The 15,082-nt window shown below is 60.7% G+C and carries 12 protein-coding genes and 1 tRNA gene; 2 read left to right on the top strand and 11 right to left on the bottom strand.

All coding sequences use genetic code 11. The annotated features are described in order from the left end of the window. Nucleotides 1-201 precede the first annotated feature (201 nt). Nucleotides 202-278, top strand: a tRNA-Arg gene (locus tag ACWR1S_RS10565). A 74-nt stretch (nucleotides 279-352) separates the two neighbouring features. On the opposite strand, the gene ACWR1S_RS10560 is transcribed toward ACWR1S_RS10565, so the two are convergent. The 5 genes from ACWR1S_RS10560 to ACWR1S_RS10540 all read right to left on the bottom strand — a co-directional run bounded on the left by ACWR1S_RS10560 (nucleotide 353) and on the right by ACWR1S_RS10540 (nucleotide 4,181). Then, a complete protein-coding gene (locus ACWR1S_RS10560; RefSeq protein WP_454563432.1) occupies nucleotides 353-622 on the bottom strand; it encodes a hypothetical protein in 270 nt (89 codons plus the stop codon). 20 nt (nucleotides 623-642) lie between these two features. Further along, nucleotides 643-1,239 (bottom strand): hypothetical protein, encoded by a 597-nt coding sequence (locus ACWR1S_RS10555; RefSeq protein WP_454563431.1) that lies wholly within the window; start codon nucleotides 1,237-1,239, stop codon nucleotides 643-645. Then, nucleotides 1,236-1,817 carry an RNA polymerase sigma factor gene (locus tag ACWR1S_RS10550; protein ID WP_454563476.1) on the bottom strand — a complete coding sequence of 194 codons (582 nt, stop codon included), beginning with the start codon at nucleotides 1,815-1,817 and terminating at the stop codon, nucleotides 1,236-1,238. The genes ACWR1S_RS10555 and ACWR1S_RS10550 overlap by 4 nt, the downstream gene beginning before the upstream one ends. 30 nt (nucleotides 1,818-1,847) lie before the next feature. Beyond that, a complete protein-coding gene (locus tag ACWR1S_RS10545) occupies nucleotides 1,848-3,533 on the bottom strand; it encodes a vWA domain-containing protein (RefSeq protein ID WP_454563430.1) in 1,686 nt (561 codons plus the stop codon). Between the two features lie 87 nt (nucleotides 3,534-3,620). Then, nucleotides 3,621-4,181, bottom strand: a complete 561-nt coding sequence (locus ACWR1S_RS10540; protein ID WP_277760099.1) for a YbhB/YbcL family Raf kinase inhibitor-like protein — start codon at nucleotides 4,179-4,181, stop codon at nucleotides 3,621-3,623. A gap of 139 nt (nucleotides 4,182-4,320) precedes the next feature. On the opposite strand from ACWR1S_RS10540, the gene ACWR1S_RS10535 reads away from it, so the two are divergent. Further along, nucleotides 4,321-5,850: an FAD-dependent oxidoreductase gene (locus ACWR1S_RS10535; protein ID WP_454563429.1), complete on the top strand. Its 1,530-nt coding sequence runs from the start codon at nucleotides 4,321-4,323 to the stop codon at nucleotides 5,848-5,850. A 103-nt stretch (nucleotides 5,851-5,953) separates the two neighbouring features. On the opposite strand, the gene pgaD is transcribed toward ACWR1S_RS10535, so the two are convergent. The 6 genes from pgaD to ACWR1S_RS10505 form a co-directional block, all read right to left on the bottom strand. Further along, the gene (pgaD, locus tag ACWR1S_RS10530; protein WP_454563428.1) at nucleotides 5,954-6,481 is read right to left on the bottom strand and encodes a poly-beta-1,6-N-acetyl-D-glucosamine biosynthesis protein PgaD; all 528 of its coding nucleotides are present in this window, start codon (nucleotides 6,479-6,481) and stop codon (nucleotides 5,954-5,956) included. After that, a complete protein-coding gene (gene pgaC / locus ACWR1S_RS10525; protein WP_016987619.1) occupies nucleotides 6,478-7,833 on the bottom strand; it encodes a poly-beta-1,6-N-acetyl-D-glucosamine synthase in 1,356 nt (451 codons plus the stop codon). The genes pgaD and pgaC overlap by 4 nt, the downstream gene beginning before the upstream one ends. A gap of 1 nt (nucleotide 7,834) precedes the next feature. Next, nucleotides 7,835-9,832: a poly-beta-1,6-N-acetyl-D-glucosamine N-deacetylase PgaB gene (gene pgaB / locus ACWR1S_RS10520; protein ID WP_454563427.1), complete on the bottom strand. Its 1,998-nt coding sequence runs from the start codon at nucleotides 9,830-9,832 to the stop codon at nucleotides 7,835-7,837. A gap of 12 nt (nucleotides 9,833-9,844) precedes the next feature. Then, on the bottom strand, nucleotides 9,845-12,325 hold the full coding sequence (gene pgaA / locus ACWR1S_RS10515; RefSeq protein ID WP_454563426.1) for a poly-beta-1,6 N-acetyl-D-glucosamine export porin PgaA: 2,481 nt from the start codon (nucleotides 12,323-12,325) through the stop codon (nucleotides 9,845-9,847). 258 nt (nucleotides 12,326-12,583) lie between these two features. Next, nucleotides 12,584-14,089, bottom strand: a complete 1,506-nt coding sequence (locus ACWR1S_RS10510) for a YdgA family protein (RefSeq protein ID WP_454563425.1) — start codon at nucleotides 14,087-14,089, stop codon at nucleotides 12,584-12,586. Nucleotides 14,090-14,379: 290 nt separating this feature from the next. Continuing rightward, a complete protein-coding gene (locus tag ACWR1S_RS10505; protein WP_242208780.1) occupies nucleotides 14,380-15,015 on the bottom strand; it encodes an NADH:ubiquinone oxidoreductase subunit N in 636 nt (211 codons plus the stop codon). Nucleotides 15,016-15,082 lie beyond the last annotated feature (67 nt).

The raw sequence follows: 15,082 nt of genomic DNA, 5'->3' as shown, positions 1-15,082 counted from the left end.
GTGGAATTTTTCAGATCAACGAGCCAAAAGCCTCAGCCGCAACAAAACCATAGAACAGTCCCGAGAAAGCGCCAAGCGAGGGTTTTGCAGGACGTTACCGCTTTAGGGAATACCGCGATTTGCGCCGACACGCGCACTGACAATCCGCGCCAAAACCCAGCATGGACGCCCCGAGCCGACCTAGGTATGATGTCGCCCGCTGCACCAGTAGCTCAGCTGGATAGAGTACTGCCCTCCGAAGGCAGGGGTCGTGGGTTCGAATCCCGCCTGGTGCACCATCGATTTAAACGAGAAAGCCCCGGACTGTCATGGTCCGGGGCTTTTTTGTGGATGCAAAGGGAGCGGAACGACTTCACTCCGTTGTCCAATCAAACTCATCGTAATCCTCATCCTCGTCGTCTTCCTCCTCAACCTCCTCAAAAACGTCGTCTTCATCAACGACATCCTCTTCCGGCTGATTCAGCAGAAATTCCTTACGCGTCTCGGTAATCGCTCGCCGCATCTCTTCGCCCTTCTCCGGGCAGTTGAGCAGTTGGGCGATGCGGTCAATTTTTGCTGCCACGTTGTCCTCCAGCGCATCGGCAATGCCCCGATAGTGCGCGTTTTTGCGGGGTAATGCCAAATGGCTGGGGGATCAGGCGGTCATTTTTTCTGCAACTGTTCGAGTCGGGCGTCGAGATCGGCGTTCGGGTAGCGTTTGTGCAGGTTGTTGAACAGGCTGTCGGCGGCTTGCGATTGGCCGGATTCGCGCAGGCGCAGGACTTCGTGCAGTTGCGCGTCGAGGCCGTTGGCCGGGGCGGCGGCGCGTTTGCTGAGTTTGGTTTCATCGGCGCTGATCGCTTGATCTTGCATCGGCGCGGCCATTTCCATCATCGGTACAGGTGCAGGCATGGCGCCGGCCGGAGCGGACAATCGGTGCAGTTGCGCTGAGTCCGTGTCGGTCATCGGTACGGCAAGTTCGGGGGCTGGGGCGTAGTCGTACTGGCGCACCGGTTCAGGCGCGCGCTGTACCAGCGACAACATCAGTGCCACGCCGACGAGGCTGGCGAACGCGACTTGCCAGCGTGGTTTGCGGCAAGCGTCCAGCCAGCGTTGCCACAGGCTGGGTTTCGGCGCAGGGGTTTGACGCTGCGCGGCGTCGAGGATGAACGCATCGATATGCGCTGGTGGTTCGGCGTTGTGCTGTTCGCGCACATGTTTGATCAGCGGATTTTCGGGTGTCTGGCGGGCGTCAGTCATGTCAGTACCTCCTCGGCCAGCAGCCGACGCAGTTTTTGCTGGGCGTAGCGCAAGCGGCTTTTGACGGTTTCCAGCGATGCTTCGGTGAGGCTGGCGATTTGTGCCAGGTCGAGGTCGCCGTGGGCGCGCAGCAGGAACACTTCGCGCTGGTCGGCGGGCAGGGTTTGCAGGGCGCTTTCCAGGCGCTGGCTGTCGCGACTGAGGCTGAGCAATTGTTCGGGATCGTTCGCCTCGTCGCTGACGGCATGCGCTTGTTCATCATAACTGTCGTGCAGCGGTTGCTGGGCGCCATGCTTGCGCCAGTGATCGATCAGGCGATTGCGCGCGATCTGGAACAGCCACGTACGAAAAGTCGCCCGGCCTTGTGGCTGACTGCTACTGCGGATCAGGCTCAGCCAGGTCTCCTGAAATACTTCGTCGGCCAGTTCCGGTTTGCCGCTCAATCCGAGGAGAAACCGATACAGCCCCTGACGATGGCGCGCGTACAAGATCTCGAACGCCGCACCATCGCCCTCGCGATAACGCGCCAGCAGCGATTCATCGCTGCTGGCGGTTGAGCTGTCTGCCGAGGCAAACAGCTGGCTGAAGAAGCCTTTCAGACGACTCACTTATTCAATCCGTCGTTCAGTGGGCTGTGCGCTCGCTGCGGTTGAGTTGCGCAAGCTCTGCGCCAGCTCGACCAGTTGCACGAACTCGTTACGCAGGCCAAAGCGATCATCGCCACGCGCGCCACGGGCCAGTGTCTCCGTATCTTTCAGGCTGAAGTCGCCGGTGTAACGACCGTCCTTGAGTTGCTGGGAAAACGCGGCAACTGCAGCGGCAAAGCGCAGGTCTTCGCTGGCAGGCGTGACCCGATTGGCAATCGGCCGCTCGATCAGCAGACTTTTCCCACCTTCAGGCTGTTGATAACGCACACGCATCATCGCCAATTCCCCGCTCTTTGCCGAAACAGCGGCGTCAGATTTGCCGTAACGCAACGGCTCCAGCCAGCCCTTTTCGCCCGCCGGAACAATTTCGTACAACGCGGTCACCGTGTGTCCTGCGCCGATTTCGCCGGCATCGACTTTGTCATTGCTGAAATCCTCACGTTTCAACGCGCGGTTTTCGTAGCCAAGCAGGCGATATTCGCTGACCTGCGCCGGGTTGAACTCCACCTGCAGTTTGACGTTTTGCGCCACCACGGCGAGGGTCGAGCTCAACTGATCCACCAACACTTTGCGCGCCTCGCGCAGGTTGTCGATGTAGGCGTAGTTGCCGTCGCCGGCGTCGGCCAGTTGTTCCATCAAGTGTTCATTGTAGTTATCCACACCGAAACCCAGCGTCGTCAGGGAAATTCCGCTTTTGCGTTTATCCACAGCCATTTGTTTGAGGCTATCGAAGTCGCTGACGCCGACGTTGAAATCACCATCGGTGGCCAACAGGATGCGGTTGATGCCTTTGGGGATGAAGGCCTGCTGCGCCATTTGGTAGGCCAGTTCGATACCCGAGGCGCCAGCCGTCGAACCGCCCGCCGTCAATTGCTCGATGGCTGTACGAATTTTCGCTTTTTCGCGTCCGGAAGTCGGCTCCAGCACCACTCTCGATTCGCCGGCATACACCACCAGCGACACACGATCCTGATCGCGCAACTGATCGACCAGCAATTTCAGCGTGCTTTTGACCATCGGCAAGCCTTCGCGGCGATCCATCGAGCCGGACACGTCGACCAGAAATACCAGATTGGCCGGTGCCAGTTCCGCCACCGCGCGGTCGGATGCCTTGATGCCGATGCGCAGCAAGCGGGTGTGCGGGTTCCACGGTGAGGCCGCCAATTCTGTGGTCACGCCAAACGGCGAGCCATCGCTGGGTAGCGCATAGTCGTAGGGGAAGTAATTGACCATTTCCTCCAGCCGCACCGCGCCTTCCGGCGGCAGGCGCCCCTGATTGAGTAAGCGGCGGACGTTGGCATAAGCGCCCGTATCGACGTCGGCACTGAAAGTCGAAACCGGCGTTTCCGCCACGCTGTGGATCGGGTTATCGGCTAACGCCTGATACTGCTCGCGCTGCTCGTCGCGATAGCTCTGTGGATAACTTTCACTCAACGGCATCGGCGCGCTGCCCGCATTGGGCATCCTGTACAGCGCGCGTTTGGCCATTGAGCTGTCAGCCATCACGGCGTCCTGTTGAATCATCTGCGCAGGGTGAGCGGGTGCCGGCACGGCGGCGGATTCCGGGTTGGAGGACACACCGCAGCCGGCCACCGCCAGCAGCACACCGACAGTGACGGGCCGCAAGAAATACACAGAAAGGGACATGGGGGCTGACCTCGGGATGAAATTGATCATTCATCCACTGAGACGGGCAGCCCTTTCAGTTCGGGTTAAACGCCGCTAAAAATATTTTCAGCGGTGATAACGCCGCACCGCGCTGCTGTTACGCAACACGTGTCCTTTGATTTTCTCCATCAGTTCGGCGCGGGTCAAACCGGCCGGCAAGGCGTCTGGCGCCAGATCCAGTGCGTAGATCTGGATGATGTAGTGGTGCGCACTGTCGCCCACTGGCGGGCACGGCCCCATGTAATGGGTGTTGCCCTTGCTGTTGGTGCCGCCAACACCTTCGAACGCGGATTTGGCACCGACGCCCGCCGCAATCTGGTGCGTGGTGGCTTTGATGCCGTAGTGAATCCAGTGATCGACGCCCAGGCCTTTCTGGCCGTCCGGGTCGTGCATGACGATCGCGTAGCTCTGGGTGCCGGCAGGCCCTGCGTTCCAGCTTAGGGCTGGCGACTGGTTCTTGCCGCCGCAACCGGCGGCATCACTGGCCGCGGCCGAGGTGAACAGGCGGTTATCGGAAACACCCGGGATGTTCAGGGTGAAACGCTCCTGGGCCTGCGCCGGAAACTGCACGCAAAGGGTGACGGCGAGAGCCGCCAGCCATGGGTTGAGAGAGGTCAATCGGGTCATTCCGGGAGCACCTTGTGCAGTGGGGCCGTCGTCGGCTTGCAAACTATAGCTGTACCGTTCGTGCCGTGGCAGTGGCAAATGGCTGAACCTCGCACTACGACGCAAACTCACAAGAGAAATGCCTGCGAGGAAGTCGAATATGTCCCTGCACCGTGTCGCCCGTATTGCCGATGTCCCTGAGGACCGTGGCCTGCCAGTTGAAATCGGCGACTGCAAGATTGTGCTGCTGCGCGTCGGTGAGCAGCTACGCGCCTTTCAGGGTGAATGCCCACATGCCGGGGCGCCGCTGGCTGACGGTGCGTTGTGTCACGGGCGCCTGATCTGCCCGTGGCACAAGGCTGCGTTTCGCGCAGAAGACGGCGCGCTGTGCGAGCCACCGGCGCTCGACAGTCTCAAGCGCTATCCGCTGGAACTGCGTGGCGATGAGGTATGGGTCGATGACCAGTCATTGCCGGATACACATACGCCGCCATCGGACGATCCGCGTACTTTCGTGATTATCGGCGCGGGTGCGGCCGGCACCGCTTGTGCGGCGGCGCTGCGGGAAAAGGGCTTTGGTGGCCGGATCGTGATGATTGATCGCGAGGCGGATGCCGGTTACGACCGCACGGTGCTGAGCAAATTTGTCCTCGCTGGAGAAATGCCCCCCGAGGAAACCCCTCCGCTGCGAGATGAAGCTTTTTATAAAGAGCAGCGTATTGAGCGACTGGAAAACGAGATCACCTCGCTCGACGCCTCAAGCAAGGTTTTGCACTTGAGCGATGGCCAGATCTTGCGCTATGACGCGGCCGTGCTGGCCACTGGCGGTGAGCCCAACCCGCTGAAGTTACCCGGAGCCGAACTTCCGCAGGTGTTCGTGCTGCGCTCAAAAGCCCAAGCCGAACAGATCATGAAAGCGGCCAGCCCCGATCAACGCGCCGTGATCATCGGTGACAGCTTTATCGCCCTCGAATGCGCCTCGGCCCTGCGCCAGTATGGCCTCGACGTCACGGTGCTGGCTCGCCACGCGATTCCCTTCGCCGCGCAGTTTGGCGAGGCCGTGGGCAAAGCCATCCGCGCTTTGCACGAGGAAAACGGCGTGAAGTTCATCACCGAGCACGAAGCCACCGAGATCATCGGTGAGGGCAAGGTCGAAGCGGTGCTGCTGGACAATGGCCTGCGGCTTTCTGCGGATCTGGTACTGGTCGGGATCGGTGTACAACCAGCCACCGAAGCTTTCGCGTCACTGCCGAGGGAAAAGGATCAGTCACTGCGCGTCGATGACGGCATGCGTGTGAGCGAAAATCTGTGGGCCATCGGCGACATCGCCACGTTCCCGCTCCACGGCCAGGCGCAACGGATCGAACATTGGCGCCTGGCCCAGCAGCACGCGCGCATCGCTGCCGCCAACATGCTCGGTGGCGACGAACATTACCTCGACGTGCCGTTCTTCTGGACCTGGCACTTCGGCAAGAATTACGACTACCTCGGCCACGCTGAGCACTGGGATGAGGTGGAGTTTCTCGGCGAGCCTGAACATCCGCCATTTATTGGGCTGTTCGGTAGAAACGGTATGGTAGTTGCCGCCGTGGCTTGCGAGAAAGAAAGAGCGATCGCGTTACTCACCGAGCGCATGAAGCAACCGCTGCCGATGGAAGAGGCTTGGGAACTGATCCGCGATTACGCTTGATCGTTCCCACGCTCCTGCGTGGGAATGCAGCCCGTGACGCTCCGCGTCACTGGACGCGGAGCGTCCCAAGAGGCATTCCCACGCAGAGCGTGGGAACGATCAATTAACGAAGCAAGGGCTCGCGATTATCGTCATCTTCAGCATGCAGAAAGATCACCCGTGGATGCTCCAGCGGTGCCAGCGGCGGTGGCAATTCCTGCTGTTGCACCGGCCAGAAATGCGTCACCACATGGCTGATGTCACCTTCCTGATCGTTGTGGATGGTCATCACCCCAGGCGTGCGCAGCTTCTGAAAGCGCTCATCGCAGAGTTTGAAACTCTTGCTCAGCCCTTCATCGTCGATTACCGGCGACGGCAACCGGCGCTGGGCGAAACTGCGGCTTTTGCGCTGTTGATAACGCGCCCAACCGATCAGAATCACCGCATTGACCAACGCTACCCACAGATAAATCTGCAACGTGCCCAGCGCTTCGAACGCCGAGTTATCGATACGCGGTCCACCGGCATGGGTTTCAATCAATGGCCATAACCCACGTATCAGCAAGAACAGCAGCCCCACCCACGCCACCACGGTAAGCACCACATCGACCACGACCAGAAAGGGCCGCTGGCGGGTCCGGATCATTTTCATTTGATGACCTCCTCTTCGTCGTCGCCGATCGGTTTGATACCCCGGTCAGGACTGACCCAACGCGCACGTTTCTGATGTTGACCGAACAAGACTTTCGGGAAGCTGACCAGCGTGGTCAGTAAACTGACAAACCAGAACGCAATCGGGTACCAGACCACCCAGAACATGGTCTTGCCCAACCCCGGCTCGTAGCGGCGGTCGATGATGATGCTGACGGCGAACTGCACCAGACAAACAAACGCCAGCAGCAACCCGGTAAATGCCGGCGGCATCAGGTGATCCACTGCGATCGCCTCGGGCATGACCACAAACTTGCCGACGCCCCAGAAAATCACCGAGAGCAGGAAGGTAAACGCCCAACCGGTCGACAGGCAGTATTCGAACAGCAGCGGCCACAGGTATCGATGGCGGTACTGCCAGATGCCGCGAATGTTCTTGAACAGCACTTCGGCACCGCCCTGGGCCCAGCGCAAACGCTGCTTCCACAAGCCGCCGAGGGTTTCCGGCATGAGGATCCAGCACAGCGCGCGCGGCTCGTAGAAGATGCTCCAGTGATCGAGTTGCAGCTTCCAGCTGATGTCGATGTCTTCGGTGATCATGTCCGGGCTCCAGTAACCGACGCGGTTCAGCGCGGTACGGCGGAACGCGACGATCACCCCGGACACTGTGAAGATCCGCCCGAACACCCGTTGCGTACGCTTGATCAGCCCGATGATCGATGAGAACTCACCGACCTGCACCCGCCCGACCAGCGTCGAACGCGTGCGAATCCGCGGGTTGCCGGTCACCGCACCAAGGCGTGCGTTATCCAGCATCGGCGCGACCAGATAAGCCGCCGTGTTCGGCGCCAACAGCGCATCACCGTCGATGCACACCAGATATTCACTGCGCGCGGCGATAGCGCCCATGCGCAAGGCGACCGCTTTGCCCTGGTTCTCCGCCAGATGCAGCACGCGCAGACGCGGATCTTCCTTGGCCAGCGCATCCAGCACTTCGGCAGTGTTGTCCTTGGAGCCGTCGTTGATCGCGATGACTTCGATGTTCGGGTAATGCTGGGCCAGCGCCGCGTGGATGGTGTCGGCGGCGTTGTCACCTTCGTTGTAGCAAGGAATCAGGATCGAGATCAGCGGCTCGCCTTCCAGTGGCGGTGGCAGGGTGTCGTCCTGCCACGGCCAGTGGCGCTCCCAGTGCAGCCAGAAATACAGACCACCGGCGATCCACAACCCGGACATGAACAGCGGGTAGAAGAACACGAAGTCCATCAGGAACTGCCCGGTGACCAGGAAGATCAGGCCCAGCGGCACGCCGAGGACGAGCGCCAGAACAAGCAGGGCTAACAGTCTATCCAGCATGTTATGGATTCCATTTGTTGGAGAGTGCAGGCCTTACGGTTTTCAGGTCCGGCAGGTTGTCGAGGAAGTTGTCCGGGTAGTAACCGAAACTGGTCGCGCCCTGACGCTTGAGACGGCCCATCCAGTCCGCCAGGTGCGCGCCGTCGATGTCGGCCTGATCCTTCTTGGTCCAATCGCGTGCCTGCAATTCGAACACCGTGCGATCCAGCGCGCCGGGACGTTTCTTGACCGTAGCCACCAACGCCTCCAACCACGGGCCGGACTGCGCCTGGGTCTGTTTTTCCATCAATGGCATGGCCATCGGCGCGGTCCAGTCGTAGGTCTGCAAGAAGTCGTCGAGGTTCTGTGCGTACCAGGCTTCGCTGCCGGGATTGAGCATCGGCTCGGCGAAGATGTTGCGCGCGGTCTGCACCTGCGGGCCTCGAATCGCACGGACTTTGGCGGTCAGCTCGTTGGTGAAGTCGATCAGGAATTGGCTCTTGAAGCGTGTCCAGCGCTGCATCGCTGCCGGGTCGTCGCGCAGGGCGGCAATCGAGTCCGGCAAACCATGGGCGGCGTAGGCTTTCAAGGCTTCAGGACTGGCGTCTTCGAAATCCGACAGTACCGCGTCGTCGTGGTAGAGGATGCCGTCGACCGAAGTCAGGCGCGCCACGTCTTCATAGATTTCACCGATGATCCGCCGCACCTCGGGATCGAACGGCGACAGGCGTTTGTACTGGTCCGGATCGACTGCTGTGGTGCCGGTTTTCGGATCCCAGCGCGTGACCCGAGGCAGTTTCGAATCGAGGCCGAAACTCAGCACCGGCATCCACGCGAAAACTTTCACATGGGCACGGGTGCGCAGTTGCCAGGCGACACGGTCGAAGATGTCCGCACGTACCGGCAAGTGGCGGTTGGGGAAGTACAGCGAGTGCACCAGACCATCGCCCTTGGGATCGGCGAAGGCTTGCAGGAACACCGTGTTGGCGCCCATGTCAGCCATACGCTGCACCAGTTTGCCGAGGTTGATGTCCTGTTGCGCCGGATCCGGGTCGTAGACATTGTCGAGATCGACGTGGACCACGCGCATGGCGAAATCCGATTGCACACCGACGATGCTGTTGGCGAAGTGCTCGCCGTCAGGATCGGAGGCCACAAGGAAGCGTGGGCTGCTCATCAGGTTGTCGAGGGCGTCGAGACCGTCGTCCAGGGTCAGGGCCATTTCATAGCCCTGCTCACCGACCACGGTCAACGAAGTACCGTCCGCCGTGCCGTACGGCCAGACCCAGACGCGCGGCTTCTTACCGGTGACCTTGCGGATTTTCTCCGAGATGTTGCTCACATCGGTACGAATCCGCGCCTGAAAATCGGCTTCGGATTCATAGCGCTTGGTCACTGGATCGTAGCGCCGGGTCGCTGCCGCCGGCTGCATATTGCCCTGCGGGTTGGCCAGAATCCCTTTGTGATTGGCGTCGGTGTGAGCGGCGATTTCGACCAGACCGGATTGCGAGATTTCACGCACCTGATCCCAGGTCAAAAAGTCGGAACGCGCACGCGGGGCACCGGCGAAATCCACTGGCTGATTGAGCGGCGTGTCGATCCAGCTGCCGACCGGCGCCAGCAGCGCGTGCCAGTTATAGGCGCGCAAAACGGGGAGTACGCGGGTGTAGAAACTCGAATAACCATCGTCGAAGCTGAGCAGGATCGCTTTCGCTGGCAGCTCCGGGCCGCCCTTGCGCGCGGCCATGATCTGGTCGACCGTCACCGGTTTGTAGCCGTTCTCGCGCAGCCACGCGAGTTGTTCGATCATGCGTTCGGTGCGCACCGCCACAACGGCCTGATCGGGATCGCGGTCTTCAACATCGTGATAGGCGATGCCGAGCACGTGATTTTTCGGCCACGGTTTTTCACTGGCCGCCAGCGGACGCTCGGACGGCGGCGCGAAGGCCGGAGCTTGCTGGGCGCAGGCGCTGACCAGCAGCGCTCCCAGCAGAAGGATGAAACGCGAAATCAAAGGCATCTTCAAACTCTTCTAGAAGCGGAAAGTGAGGTCGACGAGCAGACGCAGATCGGTCTCCCGATCACCGTCGTAAGGCCGGTTGATCACACTGAACAAGCCGCCCACCTCGAACACGTCGTTCCAGGCATAACGCTGGCCGTAGCCGAGCAAGGCCATACCGCCGGTGCCGTGATCACGCTGGCTGTACGTACCTGCCCCGGCCTGGAATTGTTGGCTCCAGGAGGTTTCGTAGCGGTGGTAGAGCACGTGATTGACGTTGACCAGCGGCATCACGCTGAAGTCGCTTTTGGGGTTGAAGTACGGCACGTCATCAGACTTGGAGTTATGGCTGGTGCCAACTTCCAGCCCGGCATCGACCTGCACGTTCGGCGCGCTGTAGACGCCCTCGCGACCGGTGAGCAAGGCTTCAACGCGGTTGTTGCCGTCGCTGAAGTGCGACGGGCTCACCGACAGGCGCCACTCGCGGCTTTCGTTGGCGCGCCAGCGGATGAAACCGCTGCCGCCATTAGCCTTGATGTCACTGTTAAGCGCGCGCAACGGCGTCTCGGCCGACAGGTATTCAAGGCTGCCGCCGTATTGCCAGTTGTCGTTGATGTCTCGGGCGATCGCCAGACGCGCGCCCTGTTTGTCGCCGAAACCGTAGGAGTGATTGGAAACTTCCGCTTCAAGGGTCATGTCGCGGGTACGGCGCTCCAGGCCAACACGCTGGAAGCGATGGTTACCGGTGCCTTCAGCGAAGTCGCCGGTGGCATAACCGGCCCCGGCGAACACGCGCCAGTCTTCATCGATGGGCGGGCTGTACAGGGTGGTCTGGATGCCAAAATCGCGGCTGCCGCTGACGGCGCCGGCATCGCCGCTGCCGCCACCATTGGCCTTGCCGCCGTAAGCTTCGACGCGCAGTTCCGACATGTCATGCACTTCGCGCTCACGGGCCAGACGCTGCACCTGGCGGTTATCCGGATAACGGGCGACGACGTCGTCGGTCAGCGCATCCATTTGCCGCCATTCCTGCAGTTCCATGGCGGTGTGGGCCTGACCGATTTCCAGACCCATGTCGCGCGGCACCATGCTCTCGGTTTCCTTGAGCTGCATTTCTGCTCGGCGCGGCCAGTTGCGGGCCAGGTACAAGTCGGCCTGAGCCAGACGTAAACCGACGTTACCCGGCGCCTGATCGACCAGCGTCTGCAAGCGCTCCTCGCCATGGGGCAGATCGGAACCGTAGGTGCCGGCCTGCGCCGCCAGTTGCTGGGCGTCCATCCATTCATCGTTGGGGTTGCCGATCGGCAAGCCTTTTAACTCGATACGCGGGCGCTGAGTCTTGGCCAAGTCTTCGGCGACCTTGCGTGCCTCTTCGGCGCGGTCGCTTTCCAGCAGCGAGTAGTACAGCGCCGTGGTGTCTTCGAGGCGATCACCGACATCAGCGTCCGGCGCCGACAACACCTGGCGATAGAGGTCGGTAGCGACTTCTGGCTGGCGTTGATCCAGATACGACGCCGCTACCCAGCGCAGGGCGTACGTCGGAATCTTCACGCCTTCGGCTTGCAGCTTCTGGTACTCGGTGATGACGTCGGCGGTGCGTGCGCGGGCCTTGAGCGCACCCATGCGGTCAATGCGCCAGCGAATCACGTCGTCGTGGGCGGTCGAGTCGGGTGTCCAGGTGGCGAGCAGTTTGTCGTAATCGGCCAACGCGCGGTCGGCGATGACGTAGCGCTCTTTTTCGCTGCGGGTGGCGAGTTCGGCCAGGCGTACGCGCTCGGCGGCGAGATCGCCTTCGAGGCGACGCAGGGTCACCGGATCGATCAGGCCCGGACGTTGATTGGCCAGGCGCAGCGCCGGCTCCGGCAGACGCGCCTTTTGCAAGGCGACCACGTATTCGCGGGCGACTTCCGGTTTAGTGCCGGCGCGCTTGAAGGCCTGATCGTATTCGAACAGGGCATCGTAGGGTTTGTTGTCGCGGGTCAGGGCGTAGCCCAAGGCGAGACGGCGCGAAGGATCATCGGGCTTGGCCGCCACCAGCGCTTTGGCGCGGGTCACCGCTTCGTCGGGTTTACCAGCGTCAGCCTGAGTCAGGGCCAGGCCCAATTGCAGGTCGGCATTATCCGGCTCCAGCGCCAAGGCCTTGTTGTAGACCTGAGTCGCCTGATCCCAGCGCTTGAGGTTGCGGTAGGCGCGGGCGGTGGCGGTCAGCGCCTGAACCGGCAGGACGCGATCGCGGCCCTGGGTTTCATAGACCTGCACCACTTCGGCATCGAGGCCAGCCCAACTGGCGATTTGCAGGTGATCACTGATCTGCCCGGTGCTCGACTGGCCGGGTGGCACCTGGCGCAAAACCGTCAGCGCCGGCGTGTACTGCCCGGCACGGGCGTCGCGCACCATCTGATCGTAGGGTGTGTCGGCAAACGCCAGCGCCGGCCAGAGCAACTGGCTGCACAGCGCGACTCGAAACAAAGGGCGTAAACCACGATGTAATACAGGAACATCAATACGCGGCATTCGTCAGCATCCTTACATGGCCAGCCGGGTCGCAATGCCCTCCTTGCCCATTCGTAACGGTGGCCGCCAATGCACATGCAACGGCCAAGCTTAGTCAGGCAGTCTTGCACGCAAGCGTAGAGCAATATCCAGAACACAATAATTGTTCAGAATCGTGCTGGCGGTTCAGCCAGCACACCGAAAACCCGAACGCCAGACAGCAAAACGCCCGGCGTCTGTGCGATACAGAGGCCGGGCGTTGCTATTAAGGACGCAGAATTACTGCACTTGCGTGACGCCCGCGAACTTGCTCATCAGGAAGCCGACGAACTGCTCGACGGTCATCTTCTGGCCGTTGAATTCGACCTGATTCGCGGCGTAATGCAGCTTGGTCACCACATTGGTGCCATCGACAACGGCCAACTGCGAACCGACCGCCATGCCGGCGAACATGTCGGCCGCTTCCTTGGACTGATCGACGATGGCCTTGGCATCGGTCTGACCATCCAGTTGCGCCTGCACGCTGAGCAGATCGATCAGCATCGGCTTCGAAACCTGGATATTCAGATCAAGCAACGCGATCAGTTGTTTGCCCAGTTGATCCGGCGGCAGATCCATCGATTGCGGTTTGGTCAGGTCAATGACCAGATTGGCCTTGCTCTCACCGTTGGCGGTGTTGAACGAAAGGTTTTCCAGCGCAAACTGCGGGCCGGCGGCCAGCAGTTTTTGCAGGTCGGCTTTGACCTGGGCATTTTCAGCGTCGGTCAGGTTCAGCTCGGGTGCTGGCAAACCTTGAGCGGCGGCTTCGGCGGCGGCTTTTTCGTATGGCTGCAATTTGGTCTGGTAGATCTGCATCAGCGACATGGTCGACGGGATGTCGAGGTTTTTCAGGCTCATGGCCATGTTCGCCGAGCCGATTTTCTTGTCGTTGAGGCTGACTTCGCCAATCTTGTAGTCCGCACGGCCAGACGCATTGCTGCCGTTTTCTTCGGTGAGGTTCTTCATTTCGAAGTTCTTCACGCCGAGCACCGATTGCTTGGTGCCGAAGGTGGTTTTGCTGTTGGTCAGCACCAGGGTGTTTTCCCCGGTGTAGTAGCCGTAGCTGCTCTTGGCAAGGTTGCTGGCCAGGGTCAGACCGTTGAGCTCGACCTGCACTGGCGCCTGATCTTCAGCCACGGTGACCAGTTTCAGGTTGTCCATGTAACCGTCCGCCTTGACCTTCTGCGCCTGGGCGTTGGCAGAAATGTTCATGGTCAGGCCGGAGAATTTCAGGCTCGACTGCTCATCCAGCGCGGTTTCGAACGGCAGCAGGTCGAGGGTGCTGGTGGTGGATTCGTCGTAGCCGATGCTGGTCACGCCTTTGAGCGGCGCGGCGCCCTTGGTGGCGGCGAACCATTTTTCGGTGGCCGGGTTTTTTTCCAGCTCGTAGTTGCTGGTGGCCATGACCGGCAGCCATTTCAGCGAAACCAGACGCGAGAACGGCAGCGGCCCATGCTCGATGTGGTCGACAAACAACAGTTCGACCGGCTTGTCGCCAAACATCTCGCCTTCACCCTTGAGGCGATAGTGCGCGGTGCTGGTGAAAGTGTGGCGATCCAGCGACACCAGCTCCAGCGACGCGGTGCCGTTGGAGCCGGCCATGGCGGTTTGCAGCTCTTTGTTGGCATTGCTGACGGCGTTGTTCAGCACGCCTTCAATCTTGGTCCCGGTGTACCAGGCCCCACCCGCGCTGATCGCGCCGATGGCAACAACAATTCCGAGGAGCACGCCTGCTGATTTATTCATGAATGACCTGATCGATTTCCGTGGCTGTGAGTGTGGTCGTCTTCCCTGAACCCGTGACCGGGTCGCGGCTCGACTGCGCTGAATTCAGCGGTGGAGATTAGCACCGGGCGCGCAAGGTGGCCCAATGTTTAAAGGTTAAAGAGTGTCTATGGGGAGTGGACAGTGGGCGGGCAGTGAGAGTTTCGGTGTTTTTTAAGTCGCCATCGCGAGCAGGCGAAGGCCTACAGGGGAACGCATTCCAAATGTAGGCCTTCGCCTGCTCGCGATGAGGCCGGTCGATTCGGCGGGAATCAGGAATACTGAACCTCGATCTCATCCAGCTGATGATCAAAGCTTTTGAGGCGTGCGGTCCAGGTGTACACCAGCACTTCAAAATCCCGATCAATCACCGCCCCACCCGGCCCGTCAGCGCGCGGGTCACAGAAATCCAGCTGATAGCGCTCGCGGGCCATGGCCGTCGCGACATCGGACAATTCCCGGGCATTGTTGAGCCAGTGCCAGCCCTCGCCATCTATCTGCTTGTCGAGTTCCAGGCACTGTTTTTTCAGCGCTTCGAGGCTTTTTTCCAGCGGTGTGCCGGTGAGTTCGCCCATGACTTCGGCGAAGGTGCGGCCGGGTTGCCAGTAACTGCCCCAGAAATACCGGTCGAACACGGTTTCGACCCGGCGCAGGGCGACTTTGGTGTCCCAGATCAGCACCAATGTCTTGCCCTGTTCAAGCTGCCGTTTCTTGACCCGCTGCACCTGAACCGACGCCCACGCCACGACAACGATTGCCATGACCGCAATCAACGCCGTTGCGCTGTCGAGGAATACCATCGCCTTGTCGATCTGGTGGGCCAGCATGATGCCGTAGAAATAGGTGGCCGAGAGCAGCACCAGCGCTGCGAGGGCGCACCAGAAGCCGAGAGCGTAAGGGTTTTTCATTATTGGTTTCCCCTAGACCAGCGCTAGCAATGTGCGCTGAAACGGCACCTTGCTCGGGGCGCCCTTC

The sequence above is a fragment of the Pseudomonas sp. AIG genome, assembly GCF_977020205.1.
The sequence above is the reverse complement of the archived record's forward strand: the minus strand, read 5'-3'. Positions and strand labels throughout refer to the sequence as shown.

Coding starts and splice junctions, on each gene's coding strand:
- ACWR1S_RS10510 (WP_454563425.1), bottom strand. CDS start 14,089: ATGAATAAATCAGCAGGCGTGCTCCTCGGAATTGTTGTTGCCATCGGC.
- ACWR1S_RS10555 (WP_454563431.1), bottom strand. CDS start 1,239: ATGACTGACGCCCGCCAGACACCCGAAAATCCGCTGATCAAACATGTG.
- ACWR1S_RS10535 (WP_454563429.1), top strand. CDS start 4,321: ATGTCCCTGCACCGTGTCGCCCGTATTGCCGATGTCCCTGAGGACCGT.
- ACWR1S_RS10545 (WP_454563430.1), bottom strand. CDS start 3,533: ATGTCCCTTTCTGTGTATTTCTTGCGGCCCGTCACTGTCGGTGTGCTG.
- ACWR1S_RS10540 (WP_277760099.1), bottom strand. CDS start 4,181: ATGACCCGATTGACCTCTCTCAACCCATGGCTGGCGGCTCTCGCCGTC.
- pgaC (WP_016987619.1), bottom strand. CDS start 7,833: ATGCTGGATAGACTGTTAGCCCTGCTTGTTCTGGCGCTCGTCCTCGGC.
- ACWR1S_RS10505 (WP_242208780.1), bottom strand. CDS start 15,015: ATGAAAAACCCTTACGCTCTCGGCTTCTGGTGCGCCCTCGCAGCGCTG.
- pgaB (WP_454563427.1), bottom strand. CDS start 9,832: ATGCCTTTGATTTCGCGTTTCATCCTTCTGCTGGGAGCGCTGCTGGTC.
- pgaA (WP_454563426.1), bottom strand. CDS start 12,325: ATGCCGCGTATTGATGTTCCTGTATTACATCGTGGTTTACGCCCTTTG.
- pgaD (WP_454563428.1), bottom strand. CDS start 6,481: ATGAAAATGATCCGGACCCGCCAGCGGCCCTTTCTGGTCGTGGTCGAT.